Source organism: Peteryoungia rhizophila (assembly GCF_004912145.1).
GTDB classification, from domain to species: domain Bacteria; phylum Pseudomonadota; class Alphaproteobacteria; order Rhizobiales; family Rhizobiaceae; genus Allorhizobium; species Allorhizobium rhizophilum.
In genome coordinates this window covers 515,855-535,798 of the sequence record NZ_STGT01000001.1, presented here as the reverse complement: position 1 = coordinate 535,798, position 19,944 = coordinate 515,855, and the positions used below count along the sequence as shown (strand labels likewise).

Below are 19,944 nucleotides of genomic sequence, written 5' to 3'. Positions count from 1 at the left end.
TCATCGTCCTCCCGCGCCTGTCAGGCTCTGCAGCACGAAGGGAAAGGCAAGCCCCACGAGGCCGGTCACCGCCGTGTAATCGTGCCAGAGGCTTCCGATCCGCAGGTCGAGCCTCCTCTGCATCGAAATATAGCCCCCATACCAGCGCCACAGGCCATAACCCGCAAGGACAGCGCCGATGCCCGCATGCAGCGTGACATAGGCGGCGACGGCGAAGGCCGATGCCAGCGCCGCATGGCTCGTCGGTGCCGGTAGCGACATCAGGAGCACAGACATCGCTCCGACGGTGAGCAGGTGCGCGATAAGCGTGAATGCCAGGCCTGAGACAGTCCTGCCGGCTCGCCCGTCAGGCATGCGTGCCGAGAGTGCTGCGCCGAGCAGCGTGATGGCGGCAACGAGAGAGGGGCCGGCAAAGGTGAAGCCGAGATCCGGTGGAGGCCAGTTCGGTGCCGACAGCCACAGGAAGAAGCCGCCGAAGATGAGCGAAGTGTAGAGCGTGGCATCTGCAGCGAGCGCGAAGACGACCGCCCACCAGGAGGGGGGCTGGGCGACTTCCTGGTGGTGCAGGGCTCGGTCGCCATGGCCGACCTCCAATGGGCCGATGTCCTGCTTCAAACCCGTCGATGGCGTCCAGAGGAAGAAGAGAACGACGACAGCGAGAAGTGCGATCGGTGTCGCCCAATAGAGTTTGGCGAGCAGGCTGGCGAAGACGGCGGCCGTCGCGATGGCGGTCCAAAGGGGCAGATAGGTCGGCCGGGGCAGGACCACGACATGGTCGAGACGTCCCGTCACCATGTCGACGGTCAATGTCTCCATCCATCCGTTGCGCATGAAACCGAGATAGCCACGGCCTGCTGCCAATTCCGGCCCCAGCACGCGCGGCTCCAGCGCGTCGGCCCGGTCTTCAATATGGGGAAGCGAGCCAAAGTTGTAGGAGGGCGGCGGCGTCGGTGTCGCCCATTCCAGCGTTCCCGCCTTCCACGGATCGCGACGGAAGGGGCGGCCGTAACGGACGAGCATGATCAGGTCCAGCGCGACGAGAGCAAAGCCGATCGTCATGACGAAGCCGCCGATCGACGAAACGAAGTTGAGGACTTCCCACCCGGCTTCCGGCGGATATTCGAAGACCCGCCGAGGCATGCCGCGCAGCCCTGTCAGATGCATGGCGAAAAAGGTGACGTTGAAGCCGATGAAGATCAGCCAGAAGGCCGGTTTCGACAGGTGCTGCACCGGCTGCCGGCCGGTGATGTGCGGTAGCCAGTAATAGGCGGCCGCCATCATCGGAAAGACGAAGCCGCCAACGAGCACGTAGTGCAGATGGGCGACGACAAAGTGGCTGTCGTGCGCCTGCCAGTCGAAGGGTACCATGGCGAGCATGACGCCGGTCAGCCCGCCGAGCACGAAGACGAAGAAGAAGCCGAAGACATGCAGCATCGGGATCGAAAGCTGCGGTCGCCCATGCGCCATGGTCGCGAGCCAGGCAAAGATCTGGATCCCTGTCGGGATGGCGACCAGCGCGCTTGCGGCGGAGAAGAAGGACAGCGCCACATGCGGGATGCCCACCGTATACATGTGGTGCACCCAGAGACCGAAGGAGAGGAAAGCCATGGCGACGATCGCCGCCACGATCAGGCCGTAACCTTCGAGCCGGGTCCGGGACAGGACCGGAATGATGGTCGAGAGCGCGCCGGCCGCGGGCAGGAAGATGATGTAGACCTCCGGATGTCCGAACAGCCAGAACAGGTGCTGCCAAAGCAGCGGATCGCCGCCGCGCGTCGGGTCGAAGAAGGGAAGGTCGAAGGCGCGCTCCACTTCGAGGAGGATGGAGCCGAGGATGAGCGGCGGAAAGCCGATGATCATCATCGCGGCGACCACCAGCATGTACCAGGCGAAGATCGGCATGCGCGTCAGCGACATGCCGGGCGACCGGAGCTTCAGGATGGTCACCATGATCTCGATGGCGGCGGACAGCGCTGAGATCTCGACGAAGGTGATGCCGAGCAGCCAGACATCGGCATTGATCCCCGGCGAATAGGGACGGGACGACAGCGGCGTATACATGAACCAGCCGCCGTCGGGCGCAATGCCGAAGAGAAGTGCTGCGACAAGGAAGGAGCCACCGAATAGGTAGCACCAGTAGCCATAGGCCGACATGCGCGGAAAGGCGAGGTCGCGCGCGCCGAGCATCTTCGGCAGGAGATAGATCGCCAGCCCCTCGAAGAAGGGGATGGCGAAGAGGAACATCATGATGACGCCATGCATGGTGAAAACCTGCGCATATTGGGCGGCATCGAGGAAAGTGCTGTTGGTCGAGGCGAGTTGGGTGCGGATTAGCATGGCGAGAACGCCGCCAATGGCGAAGAAGACGAGCGCGGTCACCATGAACCGGATTCCGACGACAGTGTGATTGACCGCAGAGAGGCGGGTCAACCCTCGTCCTGATCCCCAGATGGCGTCCAGCTGGTGATGCAGCCGGATCGGCGATTCTGCAGGGACGAAACCGTTTTCGGGCGTCTTGTCGGTCATGGTGCAGGCCCTTCCGCCGTCAACGCAGTCAATTTTTGCCGGTATGTCTCCGGCGTATGGGCCTCGACCGTGAAGCGCATGCCCGCATGGCCGGTGCCGCAATATTCCGCGCAGATGCCGGCATACCGCCCGGGAACGTCAGCCTTGATCCGGAGAACGGTCGTATGGCCGGGCACGGCATCGATCTTGCCGGCCAGGCGCGGAATCCAGAAGCTGTGCACGACATCGGCACTGGTGACCCGGACCTCCACCACACCGCCAGCGGGAATGTGGAGCGTCTCCACGGTCGCGACATCAGACCCGACATCGGGATAGCGGAAGTCCCATCGCCACATGGCGCCTCTCGCCTCGACGCGGGCCATCACGGGTTCGTTCTGCCAGGCGCCGATCAGATATTCGCCCTGCGCCATGCCATAGGTCATCAGTGCCATGAGCACGGGAACCGGCAGGAAGAGGCCACCGGCGATCATCCATCCCTTGACGGAAAGACTGCGCCCGAAGCCGGGGCGGAAGAGAACGAGGCCGAAGAGCACAAGCACCAGGGTGAGGATCGCGCCGGCCCCGGCCAGCATGATCCACCACAGATTTGCGATCGCGCCGGCATAGGGACCGGCCGGATCGAGCGCCGACAGATCGCCGGAACAGGAGGCGAGTCCCAGCGCGATGAGAGATGCGAAGAAGGGGCGGTGGAACATTCCCCGCATCCCGCGCCTTTTGATCGAAAACGGAGGATTTCCATGGCCGAGACGTCGCAGAGCACCACGCCCAACCCTGTCATCGAGCAGCTGGAAGAAAAGGACAAGACTTCCGCGATTGCTGTCGCGGGTCACCCGCTGCATGCAATGAGCGTGCATTTTCCCATCGCCCTGGTTTTCGGAACGCTCGCGGTCGACGTCTTCTACTGGTGGACTGCAGATCCCTTCTGGCTGCGCGTCGGTCTCTGGACCGCTGGGACCGCCTTTGTCGCAGGCGTGGCTGCTGGCATCGTCGGAACGGTGGAGCTGCTGCTGGTGCCCGGCATTCGCGCCCGCGTCGCAAGCTGGGCGCATGCCATCGCGGCTGTGACGCTGATCTCGGTTGCTGGCGCCAACTGGGGCCTGAGGCTCCTCGAGCCGGATGCGGTCCTGCCACATGGGTTGCTGTTGTCCTGTCTGGCAGCCGTTCTCACCGGCGTTGCCGGCTGGCACGGGGGCAAGCTGATCTTCGATCACGGCATCGGCCTCATGGTGTCGCCCAAGGATTGAAGGGTTCCAGCAGGCGCTTCAGCCCTCCCGGCTCGGACATGATGGACGGAAGGGTGAAATCCGGGGCCTGTTTGGCAAGGACCAGCACAAGGATGGCGACCACGACGGCGCAGCAACTGGCTGTGGCCAGGACGAAACGCCAGACGGGATAGACTTCGCCTTCACGGAAAAGCCGGATGACGACGAGGCCGGAAAATACATGGAACATGGACAGCAGCCCGACAAAGCCGAGCTTCCACGAAAACCAGGGTGAGAACACGTCGCGCAGAAAGCTGAGCGCGATGCCGGTCGAGACCGCGATGAAGGCTGCCGGCGAGATCAGGGCGACGAAGGCGAAGCGGGTCATGCGCTGCATGCGGTACAGCGCGTCGTCATTTTCGACATGGGCCCGCTGCACATAAAGGCTCGGCAGGCTGATCAGCCCAGCCGTCCAGATGGCGATCGCGGTGATATGCACGAACTTGAGCAAGGCGATCATCAGCGCGGCGCCTTGCTGTCGAAGCTTCGCCCGGAAAAGACGCTGCGCAGCCTGAGAAGGGCAGCAACGAGATACGGAAGCGCGGCAGGTACCCACATGAGCAGGCCGGCCAGCTGCTGATCCGCGAGCGGCGACAAGCCAAAGGCATGGGTGCTGTCCATATGGGCGGCAAAGAGTGGTTCACGCGAGAATGTCAGGAGCGCGCCCAGCATGCCCATCTGGATGGTCGTGCCGAGCAGCAGCGCAATGGCTGACCCCGCCGAACGCTGCGGGGTCAGAGTGTCCATCCACAGCCAGAGGGCGGAGGCGATCAGGGTGAGTTCCATCAGCCAATATGCGGCGGGAGAGCTGAGCGCGAAGAGATAGGGACCCGGCGCATGCCAGACCCATATCAGGACCGTGTGCGTGATGAATGATAGCTGCGCCGGGAAACGAGGCCTGCGCAGCATTTCAGGCGGGATCGCAAGGATGATGGCGGGAGCAAGCAGTGTTACGAGCACCACATGATGGGCGACACGGGCGGAAAAAAGTGCGGAAGCAAGCGCGCAAAGCGGCGAAACAAAAGCCAGCAGCATCAACAGAAGAGACGTCCAGGCTGCCAGGCGCTGCCGCAGGCTTTTGGCCGAGATCATCAGGAACAGGAATATCGCAGCGATACCCGCCAACACGGGTGGATCGAATTTCCACGCGCTCCAGAGTTCTTCAGGCGTCGGCGCGGGACCGCAATAGATAGCGAGATCCATCATTCGCCGACCGTTTCTGGATGCAGGATATCGTTTGCCCCGGACACGCTTTCCCCTTTCGTGGAACCACCACCACCGGGCGCAACACCCATGCGGCGATTTTGTTCCATCGGGAATGGCCTGCCAGATTTCAGAGTGCCTGAGACCTCCTCCCTCTTCAGGCGCCGTTGCCCAGCTCATCGTCGGGAATTCAGACTTGGAAACGCCTCGTCCGCGTTGAGGCGAGAATGGGCCGATCGATCGTAGCGTGCAATAAATTTCACGAATGAAAATATTACGCACGTGTGCTTGACGTGGAACCAGGTCGGCGATATTAGTCACGTCATGCAATAAATTCCTTAGTCTGAATTTTATTGCAAATATTTGTCATCTCTGGGAGGGGAAAATGCTGAAGTGTCTGAAGGCCGCGACCGCCATCGGTCTGGTTGCTGCCGCCGTTACCGTTGTGTCCGTCGCGCCAGCCAATGCAGAAGGAAAATTCGCCTGCGAACCGGGCGAAACCTATGTCATGAACGTCATGGTCTCCGGCCACCCCTATTGGGTGCCCGTCTTCGAGGGCTTCAAGCAGGCCGCCAAGGCGCTGGGCTGCGAGGCCGCCTTCACCGGCACGCCGGACTATGACATCACCAAGCAGATCGCGTCCTTCGAGCAGGAATTGGTGAAGAAGCCGAAGGGCATCCTGCTGCATCCGATGCAGTCGGATCCGTTCATCGAGCCGATCAACCGGGCAATCGACTCCGGCATCTCCGTGACCACCTTCGCGGCAGACTCGCCGAAGTCCAAGCGCACCGCCTACATCACCTCCGACAACGTCGCCGAGGCGAAGTTCGCGGCCGAAGAGATCGTCAAGGCGCTCGGCGGCAAGGGTGAATATGCCGTTCTCGAAAACCCGGGCCAGAGCAACCACGACCTGCGCGTGACTGCACTCATCGACTACATGGAACGAACCCATCCGGACATGAAGCTGGTCGGTCGCCAGGCGACGAACCAGGATTCCAACGCCGCCTACCAGGCAGTCGCCGCCATGCTGCAGGCCAATCCGAACCTCGGCGCGCTCTGGATCCCGGAAGCCGGCTCGGCCGAAGGTGCGGTCGCCGCGGTGCTCGAAGCCAAGAAGCAGGTGCTGATCCTGCATGCCGACATCACGCCCACCACGCTCGAACACATCAAGCAGGGCAATATCCATATGTCAGTCAACCCGAACCAGGGCGTTCAGGGCTTCATGGGCTTCATGAACACCTTCCTCGGCGCCAATCCCGACCTGATCGATCCTTTCAACGACTACAAGGTATCGGGCTTCAACCCGATGCAGGTGCCGTCGATGGACAATGGCTTTGCCGTCATCACAAAGGCGAATGCCGCATCCTTCGATCTCAACGAATACATGAAGGGGCGCTGAGCGCCGACCTGCATGACCCCGGCGGCGCGTCTCGCGGCGCCGGGGAAGTCGAAGTGATGGGAAGGGGAGGGGTGTCATGGCCGAGGTCGTCCTCAGCATGACGGATGTACACAAGTCGTTCGGACCGGTCCAGGCGCTGCGTGGCGCCCAACTGGAACTGCGCCGGGGCGAGATCCATGCGCTTGCCGGCGAAAACGGTGCGGGCAAGTCGACGCTGATGCATATTATCGACGGCATCCTGCAGCCCGATCGCGGCGAAATCCGTCTCGACGGCGCCCCCGTTCGCATCGCTTCGCCGAATGCCGCCAATCGGCTCGGCATCGGCTTCGTCCACCAGGAAATCGCCCTCTGCCCGGAGATCTCGGTCGCCGAAAACATGTTCATGGCCGAAACCGGCCGCAGCCGTACCCTATTGATGGATTACCGCGCACTGGTCGTCCGCGCCGCTGAGATCCTCAAGGAAATCGGCGATATCGATCCGAGGCGCCGTGCGGGCGATCTCTCGATATCGCAGCAGCAGATCGTCGAGATCGCCAAAGCGCTGACGCTCGACTGCCGAATCCTCATTCTCGATGAGCCGACGGCGGCCCTCACCGAAACCGAAGCGCAGACGCTGTTCAAGATCATGCGTCGCCTCGCTGATCGGGGCATCGCGATCATCTACATTTCCCACCGCATGGCGGAGATCTTCCAGCATTGTGACCGGATCACCATCATGCGCGACGGCTGCCACATCAAGACGGCGGACGTCGCGGCGATCACCCCGGAAGATGTCGTCAACAGTATGGTCGGGCGCGTGCTCGACAAGCTCTATCCGCCCAAGCAGGCGCCGGACGCCAAGTCGGATGATGTCATCCTCTCGGTGCGCGATCTGACCGAGGGGCGCAGGGTTTCCAACGTCAGCTTCGACTTACGCAAGGGCGAGATCCTCGGCCTGGCCGGCCTGATCGGGGCAGGGCGCAGCGAAATCGTGCGCGCCATCTGTAGGCTGGAAGGCAAGGCGAAGGGGGAGGTCGTGCTGAAGGGCCGAAAGCTCGCGCTTGGGGACTATCGCGACAGCATTCGCGAGGGGCTAGTCTATGTCTCCGAGGACCGCAAGGGCGACGGCCTGTTTCTCAACATGTCGATCGCCAGCAACGTTTCGGCGCTTGATCTCAAGCGAGTGGCCAATCCCTTCGGCCTGATCAGCCGCCGTCATGAGACCGCGCGGGCGGAGCACTACGGGACACGGCTGAAACTGCGCTCAAACGGGGTGGGCGACGCGGTCAACACCTTGAGCGGCGGCAACCAGCAGAAGGTCGCGCTTGCGAAGATGTTGTCGGTCGAACCACAGGTCGTCTTTCTCGACGAGCCGACGCGCGGCGTCGATGTCGGCGCCAAGGCCGAGATCCACCGACAGATCCGCGATCTCGCCAATGAGGGCGTCGGCGTCATTGTCATCTCCTCCGAGCTCCCCGAACTGATCGGGGTCAGCGACCGGGTGCTGGTGGTGCGCGAGGGGCGCATCACGGGTGAGGTGACCGGTGCCGAAATGACAGAAGAACGGATCATGCATCTCGCATCGATCAACAGTCAGCTGCCCCGGGGCGATACCTCGCCCAAGGACGCAGCGTCACGGGGTGATTTCTCGCCGCAAGGCGAGGCATGAGGGAATGGGGATTATGGCAACGATAGAAACACAGCATCAGGCACGTCTGGCAGCCGAGCGCCGCGCGCAATGGTGGACACCTGCGATCAAGGCGCGCGAGACGGGCCTGATCGTCATCATCCTCACGCTGTTCACGGTGATGTCCTTCATCTCTCCCTATTTCCTGACGGTCGACAATCTCAGGGCCATGTCCATGGCCTTTGCTGTCGAGAGCATTGTTGTCGTCGGCATGACGATCCTGCTGATCTCCGGCGGTATCGATCTGTCGGTCGGCTCGGTCACGGCGCTTGCCATGGTGGTCGCCGGCTGGCTCTTCCTCAACGGGGTCGATCCCTGGGCAGCAGCCGTCGTCGCCATCGCGGTGACCACCTGCATCGGCATGTTCATGGGCTTCCTGACGACGGTCGTCGGCCTGCATCACTTCATCGTCTCGCTCGGCGTGATGGTGATTGCCCGCGGTATCTGCCTGTTGGCGACGGGTGGACGACCGCTCGGGCTCTTCTCCCTGCCGCCGGAATTCAAGTTCATCGGCCAGGGCGCGATTTATGGCATCCCGCTCGTCTTGATCATCTTTGTGGTTGTCGTCCTGTCTTTCGACTTCCTGCTGCGCCGGACGACCGCCTTCCGCAAGGTCTTCTACACCGGCAGCAATCCCAAGGCCGCTGCCTATTCGGGCATCCGCGTCGGCCGTGTCGTCTTCGCCACCACCACGCTCTGCTCTGCGCTCTGCGGTGTGGCCGGCGTCATCTACATGGCCCGCTTCGGCTCTGCCCAGCCCAGTTTCGGCGTCGGTATGGAATTGAATGTGATCGCGGCAGCCGTCATCGGCGGTGCCAGTCTCTCGGGCGGCGTCGGCACCATCTTCGGTGCCATCCTCGGCGCGGTTCTGCTTTCGGTGGTTTCCAGCTCGCTCTCCTTGCTCAATGTGTCCGTTTACTGGCAGGACATCATCAAAGGTAGCATTCTGCTCACCGCCGTGCTGTTCGACCATTATCTGGTCAAGCGTCGTCGCTGAGCGCCTGAGAGCAAGAGGAGACGAGACGTCATGGTGGACAACAGGGATGAATTCGATCAGCAGCGCCAGATGTATTCGGTCCTCGTCCTGCATTTCATCGAGGGAGTGAAGCAGTCGGAGATCGCCGAGAAGCTCAACCTCTCCCATACGAAGGTGAACCGCATGATCGCCGCTGGCCGCAAGGCAGGCATGGTCAAGATCAGCATCTCCAGCCCCTTTCAGCGGCTGGTCGATATGGAAAACGACGTCACGCAGCGCTTCGGCCTGAAGCAGTCGGTGGTCACGCCCACCGTATCGGATAATCCCGAGACGACGCTGCAGATGGTCGGACGGGTCGCGGCGAACCATCTTCTCGAAACGCTTCGGGATGGCGATGTCATCGCCATTACCGGCGGCAAGGCGGTGAGTGCGGTGGTCGAAAACCTCGAAGCCGAGCGTCGTTTCGATGTCCGGGTCGTGCCGCTGACCGGCGGCGTGCAGGGCAAGCACTATACAGACGTCAACCACCTGGCGACGCAACTGGCCGACAAGCTTGGTGGCACGGCGCAACTCGTCCACGCCCCCCTGTTTGCCGAGGACGAGCAGCAGCGCGACCTCCTGATGAATGTCGCCTCGATCCGCGAGGTCTTCGATCTGGCACGAAAGGCGACCGTGGCTCTGGTTGGCATCGGCTCCGTCCAGGCACCGGGTTCCGGCTATTACGACCTGTTGCCGGATCCGGCACGCGGCGGCCAGGCGCTTGTTGACGCGGGCATTGCCGGGGAGTTCCTGGCGCATCTGATCAAGGCGGACGGTTCGCTCGCCGAGATCGATCTCAATTCGCGGGTCGTCGCACTCGACCCGGCAGACCTTGCCAACTGCCCGACCATCATCGGCGTGGCGGCTGGTAGCCTGAAGGCGGGCCCGGTGGCAGCGGCGCTTGCCGGGCGGTTTTTGACCTCGCTCGTGGTGGACGAAGAAATCGCCCGGGCACTCGATACACATGGGGAAGGATGATCCGGTGACGGACAAAGGCATTGTTATCAGGCCCATCGGCCGAAGTGGCATCAAGGCATCGGCCGTGGGGCTCGGCACCTGGGCGATCGGCGGCTGGATGTGGGGCGGCACTGACGAGCAGCAATCGATCGACGCCATCAGAGCCTCGGTGGATGCCGGCATCTCCCTGATCGATACCGCACCCGCCTATGGCATGGGGCTCGCAGAAACCATCGTCGGCAAGGCGATTGCAGGCCAGCGCGACAAGGTCGTGCTCGTTTCCAAATGCGGTCTCGTCTGGCATGTGGGAGAAGGGACCTACTTCTTCGAGCAGGCCGGCAAGCCGGTTCACCGCTACCTGGGCCCGTCCTCCATCCGCTACGAAATCGAACAAAGCCTGCGCCGTTTGGGCACAGACTATATCGACCACTATGTCACCCATTGGCAGGATGCGACGACGCCGATTGCCGAGACGGTCGGAGAACTGCTTCGGCTGAAGGAAGAGGGCAAGATCCGCTCGATCGGGGCCAGCAATGTGTCTAAGGCAGATCTGGCCGCCTATCTCGCAACCGGTGCGCTCGATGCGATCCAGGAGGAATACTCCATGGTGAAACGCGACATCGAGACGAGCTTCGTTCCGACCTGTATCGACAACGGGGTTTCCATTCTCAGCTATTCGTCGCTGGCGCTTGGCCTGCTCTCGGGAAAGATCGGTCCCGACCGCGTCTTTGCGGATGACGACCAGCGGCATGGCAATCCACGCTTCAGCCTCGGCAATCGGGAGAAGGTCGCTCGCCTCATGGACGTGATCCGCACGATCGCCGACCAACATCAGGCATCGGTCGCCCAGGTGGTGATCGCCTGGACGGTCGCCCAGCCGGGCATCACCTTCTCGCTCTGCGGTGCGCGCGACCCCACCCAGGCAATCGAGAATGCAGGTGCTGCGCGGCTGCGGCTCAACGAACATGAACTGTCGACCATAACAGCCGGAATTCAGCAGCACCTGGTCGAACTCGACCGGTAACCATCACAGACCACAACAGAGAATTGGGACGTTGGCCTCAAAACCAGCGAACGGTACTTCCATGTCCACATTCCGCGAGGACGCGCTCAGGCGAATTCGACAGGACGGCGATTTCGACGTCGTCGTGGTCGGCGGCGGCATCAATGGCATTGCCGCCTATCGCGATCTGGCGCTGCAGGGATTGCGCGTGCTTCTGATCGAGCGGGACGACTTCGCCTCGGGCTGCAGTGCCGCCCCCTCGCGCATGATCCATGGTGGCCTGCGATATCTCGAAAATGGCGAATTCAATCTCGTCCGGGAATCCTTGGCCGAGCGCGATGCCCTGCTCAGGCTCGCTCCCCACATGGTTCAGCCCCTACCGACGACGATCCCGATCCACTCAATCTTCAGCGGATTCTTCAACGCGGCTGCGACCTTCTTCGGCTCAGTCGGTAAACCGTCGAGCCGTGGGGCGCTCGCGATCAAGGCCGGTCTCTCGCTCTATGATTTTGTCACCCGCAAGAACCGGCTTCTCCCTCGCCACCAGTTCCGCAATGCCCGTAGCACCCGGGCTCTCTGGCCGGCCTTGACGTCTCAGGTTCGCTATTCCGCGACCTATTACGATGCCTGGATCAGCCAGCCGGAACGCCTGGCGCTCGAACTCGTCCTCGACACGCGAAGCGATGCGCCCCAGGCAATCGCGCTGAACTACGCGAAACTCCTGCGGATCGGCGACAGCTACCAGCTCTCGGCGGAAGGTTCGAACGAACTCATCGTCGTGCGTCCCCGCATGATCGTCAATGCCACGGGCGCATGGATCGACCAGACGATCACGGCGCTGAGCGACGGCGCAGCACCTGCCGAAAAGACGGTCACCGGCACCAAGGGTTCGCATCTCATCCTCGCGAATGACGCCCTTTATCAGGCCCTGAACGGCCACATGATTTTCTTCGAAAACACCGACAACAGGGTCTGCATCCTCTTTCCCTATCTCGGCCGCGTGCTGGCCGGATCGACGGATATAAAGGTCGACAAGCCGGGGCGGACGCGCTGTGAGCCGGAGGAACGCGACTATATCCTCGCCGCCACCCGCACCGTCTTTCCGGATCTCGCCATCGCCGCCTCCGATATCGTCTTCAGCTTCAGCGGCATCCGGCCGCTGCCGCGCAGCGATGCGGAATTCACGGGCAAGATCTCGCGCAGCCATGTCATTCATCGCGTCGAGAGCGACCCGCCCCAGCTCTGCATGGTCGGCGGCAAGTGGACGACCTTCCGCGCCTTTGGCGAACAGGTGACCGACGAGGTGCTCGCCTTCCTCGGCCGTCCCCGCATTGCAACGACGGCTGACCGTCCCATCGGTGGCGGCCGGAACTACCCGGCCGATGGCGAGCGGTTGTCGGCTCTGCTTTCGCGCGAGTTTCCCATCAGCAAGGCCCGCGCCGATCACCTGGCATCCACCTATGGATCGCGGGCCTTCGATGTGATGGCCTTCTGCGACGGACACCCAGACGATGTTCCCTTGTCCTCCACAAGTGTGATGACGCTCGCCGAAATCCTCTGGCTCATCCAGGGCGAAGACGTCCATCACCTGGCCGACATCGTGCTCCGCCGCACGAGCCTTGCGATCACCGGCCAGATCGATCTCGAAATTCTCGACACCCTGCTGACCGTCATGGCCCGCGAACTCGCCTGGTCGGGTGAGCAGATGTTGGCGGAGCGGCGGCAACTCATCGATGAACTGGGGACCTATTACGGGGTCTCGGTCGCAATGCTTCAGGACAGATGCAAGGAAAAGGACAAGGCGTCATGATACGAATATCCAAGAAGGCACGAATGAACAGGCTGTTTCGCCAGGGCGGCTGCCTCGACGTCGCCATCGATCACGGTGTCTGCAACGAGCCGAGCTTCCTGATCGGCCTGGAGGACATGGCAGGCGTGGTGGACAAGCTCGTCGAAGCAGGTCCTGATGCCATCCAGATGGCCTATGGCCAGGCTGATCTCCTTCAGGCAAGACCCGAGCGCGACAAGCCGGCTCTGGTGATGCGCATCGACATGGGCAATCCCTACAATTCCACGCGCCACCGCAGCATGTGGTCGCAACTGCAAAACCATCACGAACCGATCATCGGCGCGCTGGAGATGGACGCGGCTTGTGTCGTCGTCAATCTGTTCATGCTGCCGGACGAGCCGGAACTCTTCCGTCAATGCGTCGAAAACATTTCCCGCGTGCGCGCCGATTGCCACCGTTATGGCATGCCGCTGATGATCGAGCCCTTGGTGATGCTGCCCAATGATATCAGGGGCGGCTATCAGGTGGATGGCGACGCCGAGAAGATCGTCACGCTGGTCCGTCTGGCCTCCGAAATGGGCGCCGATATCATCAAGGCCGATCCAACCAGCGATCCCGAGGACTTCCACAAGGTCATCGAAGCCGCCCGCTGCCCGGTTCTGGTCCGTGGCGGCGGTCGCGAAGATCTGCGCGTCGTGCTTGCCAAATCAGCGGCCCTGATGGCTCAAGGCGCAAACGGGATGGTCTATGGACGCAACATCTATCAGCATGACAATCCGAAGGCGGTCGTGAAGGCGCTGATGGCGATTATCCATCAGTGCGCCAGCGGCGAAGAGGCATGGGATATATACAACCGTGGCTGAGAAGAATTACATTTTGGGCGTCGATGTCGGAAACACGGTCATCAAGGCCGTGCTTTTCGACACGGAGGGCCACCAGATTACCCACTGCGCCATCGACGGCCAGTCGAGCTTCCCCGAGCCCGGCCATGTCGAGCGTGATCTCTCCGAGCTCTGGGAAAACGGCTGCGCGGCGATCCGTGAGGTCATCGCCAGGTCCGGTGTCGATCCGACACGGATCCTTGGTCTCGGATGTGCCGGCCATGGCAACGGCCTCTACCTGCTCGATCGGGCCTTCCAGCCATTGAAGGGCATCCAGTCGCTGGACAGCCGGGCAGCCGATATCGCCGCAGAACTCGATCGCGAAAACGGCGACGCGCTCCAGGCGCGCTGCCTGCAGCGCCCCTGGCCGTCGCAGACACCGAGCCTGCTGGCCTGGATCAAGCGCCATGCGCCTGAGACCTATGCCAGGATCGGCGCTGTCCTGTTCTGCAAGGACTACATCAACTTCCGCCTGACGGAACGATTGGCCAACGATATCTCGGACCTCAGCGGCGCCGGGCTGCTTGCCATGCCGGAGGGCGAACTCGACGCTGATTTGCTTGGCCTCTATCACCTCGAGGATGCCTTGACCTTCTTCCCCGAACGAGTCCAGTCCGCAGATATTGTCGGCCGGGTCACCGCAGCGGCCGCCAAGGCAACGGGTCTGGCGGAAGGCACGCCCGTGATCGGTGGCTACTTCGACGTCGTCTCGAGCGCCATGGGTTCGGGCGTCATCCATGCCGGTGAAGCCTCGGTCATCGCGGGGACCTGGAGCATCAACCAGGTCTTTGCCGATCAGCCCGTCATCAGCCCCGACGTCTTCATGGTCACGACTTTCGGGGAGGGGCGATACGTTAACATCGAGTCGAGCGCGACCTCCGCCGCCAATCTCGAATGGTATGTGCACCGCATGCGCGGCGACCATGGCGGCGAGGCCTTCGATCGCTGCAATGAAGAGGTTGGCAAGGTCGCCCCACGTGCGGATGATCCCCTCTTCCATCCCTTCATCTTCGGCTCGCGCCTCGGCGCCGAATTTCGCGGCGGCTTCTACGGGCTCGCCGGTTGGCATGGCGAGGGCCATATGCTCAGGGCGCTTTTCGAAGGCGTCTGCTTCGAGCATCGACGGCATATCGAAGTGCTGCGCAACGCCGGACTGTCCGTCGATCGCGCAGTCATGTCCGGCGGGGGATCGCGCAGCCCCCATTGGCCGCAGATGATGGCCGATGTCCTGGAGATCCCGCTCACGGTTGCGGAGGCCCGGGAGACTGGCGCACTGGGGGCCGCGATCGGTGCGACGGTCGCGATCGGTCTCTATGCCTCCTATGAAGAGGCAGTTGCCGCCATGACCCGCTCGGCCCGCGATTTCCGGCCGAATGTCGAATTGACGGAGCATTTTCGCAGGCGATACGAAGTCTATCTGGCCCTGACCGATCAGATGCGGGATTTCTGGAACGCGCTCCGCCTGAAGCCCTAGGCCGAACGCGAAACGCGGTCGAATATCGGCGATCAAAATCGCCAACAAGAGGACAGACCATGCAGGACAAGACACGGCTCGATGGCGACTACGACTATGTCATCGTCGGGGCAGGAACCGCAGGCTGCGTTCTCGCCGCCCGCCTGACGGAGGATCCGACGGTCCGCGTGCTGCTCTTGGAAGCCGGTGGCTCAGACCTGTATCACTGGGTGCAGATCCCGGTCGGCTACCTCTATTGCATCGGCAATCCGCGCACCGACTGGATGATGCGCACGGCACCCGAAGAGGGCCTCAATGGCCGCAGCCTCGCCTATCCGCGCGGCAAGGTGCTCGGTGGCTGCACCTCGGTCAATGGCATGATCTACATGCGCGGCCAGGCGGCCGATTACGACGGTTGGCGTGACCTCGGCAATCCCGGCTGGGGCTGGTCGGATGTGCTGCCCTATTTTCGAAAGTCCGAGGACTATCACGGGCCGTCAGGGGAAATGCATGCGACCGGCGGCCCCTGGAAGGTCAGCCGCCAGCGCCTGAAATGGGATATCCTCAAGGCCGTCCAGGAAGGTGCGCGCGAATTCGGCATCGAGCCGCGCGCCGATTTCAATGACGGTGACAACGAAGGCTCCGGCTTCTTCGACGTCAACCAGCACAAGGGCGTGCGCTGGAACACGGCACGCGGCTTCCTGAGGCCGGCGCTGAGACGCCCTAACCTGCGCCTTGTCCAGCATGCCTTGGTCGAACGCCTGACCTTCGAAGACAAACGCGCAACCGGCGTCCACTATCGCACGCCCGCAGGCTCGTTCTCGGCCAAGGCCGCAGGCGAAGTGATCCTCGCCGCAGGCGCCATCAACTCGCCCAAGCTTCTCGAACTCTCGGGTATCGGCGACCCCGCACGCCTCGGGTCCCTCGGCATCGACGTCAATCTCGCAAAGCCTGCCGTCGGGGCAAACCTGCAGGATCACCTGCAGATCCGCACCGTTTTCAAGGTGCAGAACACCGTGACGCTCAACCAGCTGGCCAATTCCTGGCGCGGCAAGATGCAGATCGCCGCCGAATATGCCTTGTTCCGCTCCGGGCCCATGTCAATGGCGCCGAGTCAGTTCGGCATGTTCACGCGGTCGGGCCCGCAAGAAGACCGGCCGGATATCGAGTATCACATCCAGCCGCTCTCGACCGACAAGCTTGGCGACCCGTTGCATCCATTTCCGGCGATCACCGTCTCGGTTTGCCAGTTGCGACCGACCAGCGCCGGCACCTGCCACATTGCTTCGACCGATCCGGCCCATCAGCCGGAAATCCGTCCGAATTATCTCTCCACCGACCATGACCGGAGCGTGGCCGTCGCGGCCATCCGGCAGGCACGACAGGTCATGTCGGCCGCGGCGCTGCGCCCCTACAAGCCCGAAGAAATCCTGCCCGGTCGTGAGTTCGAAAATGACGAAGCCCTTCTGCAAAAGGCTGGCGATATCGCCACCACGATCTTTCATCCGGTCGGGACCTGCCGCATGGGACCGGATCCCGAGGCCGTGGTTGATCCTTCGCTGCGCGTCGCGGGACTTCAGGGCCTGCGCGTGGTCGATGCCTCGATCATGCCCCGCATCGTCTCAGGCAACACCGCTTCGCCGGTCGTCATGATCGCCGAGAAGGCGGCCGACCTGATCAAGGCGGAGCGCCGAGCATAACGGCGGCCATTGACGGGGCGGGGTGGAAAAACAGGGCGTGATATGCCACATGCTTCCGTGGAAGGATCACCATGGAAGACCGAAGCCTGAGGTATGACGCGCCGCCACGGCAGCGCGTGTACTTCAAAGCCGTCATCGCAAGTCTGTTTGCCTCGCTGCTGCTCCTGTTCGGCGGTGATGCCTTCGGCCGTTTCCATCCCGGCCTCTCCACCGCCGGTGCGATGTCTCGTTCGGATAATGGACAGACGCTTGCGGTTGGTCATGGGGATAGCCGTTTCCTGACCGCATCGGAGCAGTCCTCCCGTCCGAAGCTACGGCCCGGTGGCTCCGGCGATGGCTGCCTCAACCCTGATATCCCGACATTGTGGATGTGTCGCCACGGCGACCTGCTGCGTCGAGATCTTGCAGCAAACATATTCCCTGCTTCCCCGCAGCCTTACTGGTCGCGCGCGCCTCCCCAGATCCAGCACACAGCCTGACCGTCTCGCCGCCATCCATCCGATGGCTCGACCCGTTTGTGCCACGGCTTGAAAGCCGCGGTCGCAACATGCTGGATTTCAAATGAAAAACTCTCTCTCCAAGGTGATGAGCTATATGCTCGTCATCCTGCTCGGTCTGCTTGTCGCACTCCCGAATGTCCTGCCGGACTCCACCCTTTCCAGGCTGCCGTCCTGGCTGCCGCATGAACGTGTATCCCTCGGCCTCGACCTGCGCGGCGGCTCCCATCTCGTCCTCGAAGTGGACCGTCCGGCGCTCACGGACGAATGGCTTCAAAGCCTCACCCAGGAGGTTCGCTCAACCCTTCTGGAAGCCCGCATTCAGACCCGCAGTGTGCGCCGCGACGGCGGTTCCGTGGAGGTTGTCCTCGCCGATCCCACACGGATGAGCGCTGCGAACGAGGCCCTCGCGGTTCTCAACAACCCGACGGTTACGCTGACCGGTACCGGCGCTCCCGAGCTGAACATTGCCACGAGCGGTTCCGACACATTGAGACTGGCGCCGAGCGAGCAGGGGGTCACCGCGCGCATCAGCCAGGCGGTCGAGCAGAGCCTCGAAGTCATCCGCCAGCGCGTCGACCAGGTAGGCGTCGCCGAGCCCACCATCCAGCGCGTCGGGAGCGATCGCGTCCTCGTCCAGCTTCCCGGCGAGCAGGATCCTTCGAGACTGCGCGCGCTTCTCGGCACCACCGCCAAGATGAGCTTCCATCTGCTCGGGGAGCCGGGCGCCGCCGGCGTCAAGACGCTGGAGGATGACGACGGCCGCACCTATCCCGTCCAGTCGACCGTGCTCGTGGCCGGCGATCGGCTCACCGATGCGCGCGTGCAGTTCGACCAGCAGGGCGGCCTGCCCGTCGTTTCCTTCCGCTTCGATGGCGTCGGTGCGGAACGTTTCGCCCGCATCACGCGCGACAATGTCGGTCGTCCCTTCGCGATCGTGCTCGACGACAAGGTGCTGAGCGCCCCCGTGATCCGTGAACCGATCACCGGCGGCGCGGGGCAGATCTCCGGGGACTTCTCGGTCGATGAGGCCAATACACTCGCAGCGCTGCTGCGGGCCGGGGCGCTACCGGCTAAGCTGACCGTCATCGAAGAACGCACGGTCGGAGCGGACCTCGGCAGCGACGCGATCGAAATGGGCATCATGTCCGGCCTCGCAGGCTTCGGCCTCGTCGTTGCCTTTATCCTGGCGCTCTACGGCACCTGGGGCCTGCTTGCCGTCCTGGCGCTGACGCTGAATGTCGTCCTGACCTTTGCGGGCCTGACGATGCTTGGGGCCACGCTCACCCTGCCGGGCATCGCCGGCATCGTGCTCGGCATTGGCCTCGCTGTCGATGCGAACGTCCTGATCAACGAGCGTATTCGCGAGGAGGCGGGCAAGGGGCGAGGGGCCTTCGCGGCCATCGACCATGGCTTTGCCAAGGCCTATTCAACCATCATCGACAGCAATGTCACCGCCCTCATCGCCACCGTTCTGCTCTTCTGGTTCGGCTCCGGCCCTGTCCGTGGCTTTGCCGTCACCATGGGCCTTGGCATCGCGATCTCGATGTTCACGGCCGTCTCGGTCGTGCGCGTCGCCATGGTCTCGATCGCCCGCCGCTACAAGCTGAAGACGATTGCCATCAAGCCGCTCCTGCCGTTCAAGCTGATCAAGGATGGCACGAAGATCGACTTCATGAAGGCGCGCATGTTCGGCATCGCCGTCTCCGCCTTCCTGTCGATCTCATCCGTCATCCTGTTCATCACGCCGGGCTTGAACTACGGCGTCGATTTCAAGGGCGGTATCCAGCTCGAGCTTTCCACCTCCGGGTCGGCCGATCTCTCAGGTCATCGTTCCGGCATCGAGGCGCTGAACCTCGGCGAAGTGGCTCTGCAGGAATTCGGCGACAGCAATCACGTCATGCTCCGCCTCGAACGCCAGCCGGGCGGAGAGCAGGCGCAGACGGATGCCGTCACCAAGGTCCGCGAGGCCATCCAGACGATCGATGCTTCCGCGAAGATCGAAAGGACAGAAGTGGTAGGCCCCAAGGTCAGCGGCGAACTCGCGACGGCAGGCCTCACCTCCGTCATCCTCGCCTCGCTCGCCATGCTCGTCTACATCTGGGTGCGCTTCGACTGGCCCTTTGCCGTCGGCGCGATCGCCACGCTCATCCTCGATGTGACGAAGACGATCGGCTTCTTCGCGCTGACGGGCCTCGACTTCAATCTGACGGCAATCGCAGCGCTCCTGACGCTGGTCGGGTACTCCGTCAACGACAAGGTGGTAGTCTACGACCGGATGCGGGAAAACATGCGCCTTTACAAGGCCATGCCGTTCCGCGACCTGATCAATCTCTCGATCAACGAAACGCTCGCCCGAAGCATCTACACCTCGGCGACGGCTTTCCTCGCCATGCTGCCAATGGCGATCTGGGGTGGCAGCGCGGTCGAGAGCTTTGCCGTCCCCATGGTCTTCGGCATCTTCATCGCCGCGTCCTCCTCGGTCTTCATCGCAGCGCCCATCCTCCTGTTCCTCGGTGACTGGCGCAGCAGGAGAAAGACACGGCTGGAAGAGGGCGCACTGGAACACGCGGCCCTGTAAACGGGAGATGAG

Annotated in this window: 16 protein-coding genes; 12 read left to right on the top strand and 4 right to left on the bottom strand. The window is 62.7% G+C overall.

What is annotated here, in order from left to right:
• Positions 1-2,526 carry a cytochrome c oxidase subunit I gene (gene ctaD / locus E9677_RS02515; RefSeq protein ID WP_136556512.1) on the bottom strand — a complete coding sequence of 842 codons (2,526 nt, stop codon included), beginning with the start codon at positions 2,524-2,526 and terminating at the stop codon, positions 1-3.
• Positions 2,523-3,221 (bottom strand): cytochrome c oxidase subunit II, encoded by a 699-nt coding sequence (gene coxB / locus E9677_RS02510; RefSeq protein WP_136556511.1) that lies wholly within the window; start codon positions 3,219-3,221, stop codon positions 2,523-2,525. Before coxB ends, ctaD begins: the two co-directional genes overlap by 4 nt.
• A gap of 42 nt (positions 3,222-3,263) precedes the next feature.
• Between coxB and E9677_RS02505 the strand changes: the two genes are divergently transcribed.
• The gene (locus E9677_RS02505; RefSeq protein ID WP_136556510.1) at positions 3,264-3,770 is read left to right on the top strand and encodes a DUF2231 domain-containing protein; all 507 of its coding nucleotides are present in this window, start codon (positions 3,264-3,266) and stop codon (positions 3,768-3,770) included.
• Here E9677_RS02505 and E9677_RS02500 read toward each other — a convergent pair.
• Positions 3,748-4,248 (bottom strand): CopD family protein, encoded by a 501-nt coding sequence (locus E9677_RS02500; protein ID WP_136556509.1) that lies wholly within the window; start codon positions 4,246-4,248, stop codon positions 3,748-3,750. The genes E9677_RS02505 and E9677_RS02500 overlap by 23 nt on opposite strands.
• A complete protein-coding gene (locus tag E9677_RS02495; protein ID WP_328591116.1) occupies positions 4,248-4,994 on the bottom strand; it encodes a cytochrome c oxidase assembly protein in 747 nt (248 codons plus the stop codon). Before E9677_RS02495 ends, E9677_RS02500 begins: the two co-directional genes overlap by 1 nt.
• A 382-nt stretch (positions 4,995-5,376) precedes the next feature.
• Between E9677_RS02495 and E9677_RS02490 the strand changes: the two genes are divergently transcribed.
• From E9677_RS02490 to secD, 11 genes are all read left to right on the top strand, one after another.
• Positions 5,377-6,390: a substrate-binding domain-containing protein gene (locus E9677_RS02490; protein ID WP_136556508.1), complete on the top strand. Its 1,014-nt coding sequence runs from the start codon at positions 5,377-5,379 to the stop codon at positions 6,388-6,390.
• 76 nt (positions 6,391-6,466) lie between these two features.
• A complete protein-coding gene (locus E9677_RS02485; protein ID WP_136556507.1) occupies positions 6,467-8,038 on the top strand; it encodes a sugar ABC transporter ATP-binding protein in 1,572 nt (523 codons plus the stop codon).
• A gap of 13 nt (positions 8,039-8,051) precedes the next feature.
• Entirely contained in the window at positions 8,052-9,053 is a 1,002-nt protein-coding gene (locus tag E9677_RS02480; RefSeq protein ID WP_136556506.1) for an ABC transporter permease, read from the top strand.
• Positions 9,054-9,083: 30 nt separating this feature from the next.
• Positions 9,084-10,049, top strand: a complete 966-nt coding sequence (locus tag E9677_RS02475; RefSeq protein WP_168801098.1) for a sugar-binding transcriptional regulator — start codon at positions 9,084-9,086, stop codon at positions 10,047-10,049.
• A 4-nt stretch (positions 10,050-10,053) separates the two neighbouring features.
• Positions 10,054-11,052: an aldo/keto reductase gene (locus tag E9677_RS02470; RefSeq protein ID WP_136556505.1), complete on the top strand. Its 999-nt coding sequence runs from the start codon at positions 10,054-10,056 to the stop codon at positions 11,050-11,052.
• Between the two features lie 61 nt (positions 11,053-11,113).
• The gene (locus E9677_RS02465) at positions 11,114-12,841 is read left to right on the top strand and encodes a glycerol-3-phosphate dehydrogenase/oxidase (RefSeq protein WP_136556504.1); all 1,728 of its coding nucleotides are present in this window, start codon (positions 11,114-11,116) and stop codon (positions 12,839-12,841) included.
• Entirely contained in the window at positions 12,841-13,683 is an 843-nt protein-coding gene (locus E9677_RS02460) for a class I fructose-bisphosphate aldolase (RefSeq protein WP_136557165.1), read from the top strand. Before E9677_RS02465 ends, E9677_RS02460 begins: the two co-directional genes overlap by 1 nt.
• Entirely contained in the window at positions 13,676-15,175 is a 1,500-nt protein-coding gene (locus E9677_RS02455; protein ID WP_168801097.1) for an FGGY-family carbohydrate kinase, read from the top strand. Before E9677_RS02460 ends, E9677_RS02455 begins: the two co-directional genes overlap by 8 nt.
• A 59-nt stretch (positions 15,176-15,234) precedes the next feature.
• The gene (locus E9677_RS02450) at positions 15,235-16,854 is read left to right on the top strand and encodes a GMC family oxidoreductase (RefSeq protein WP_136556503.1); all 1,620 of its coding nucleotides are present in this window, start codon (positions 15,235-15,237) and stop codon (positions 16,852-16,854) included.
• 71 nt (positions 16,855-16,925) lie between these two features.
• Positions 16,926-17,333, top strand: coding sequence for a hypothetical protein (locus tag E9677_RS02445; protein ID WP_136556502.1), 408 nt, complete (start codon positions 16,926-16,928; stop codon positions 17,331-17,333).
• An 82-nt stretch (positions 17,334-17,415) separates the two neighbouring features.
• Positions 17,416-19,932, top strand: coding sequence for a protein translocase subunit SecD (gene secD, locus E9677_RS02440; RefSeq protein WP_136556501.1), 2,517 nt, complete (start codon positions 17,416-17,418; stop codon positions 19,930-19,932).
• The last annotated feature ends 12 nt before the right edge of the window (positions 19,933-19,944 follow it).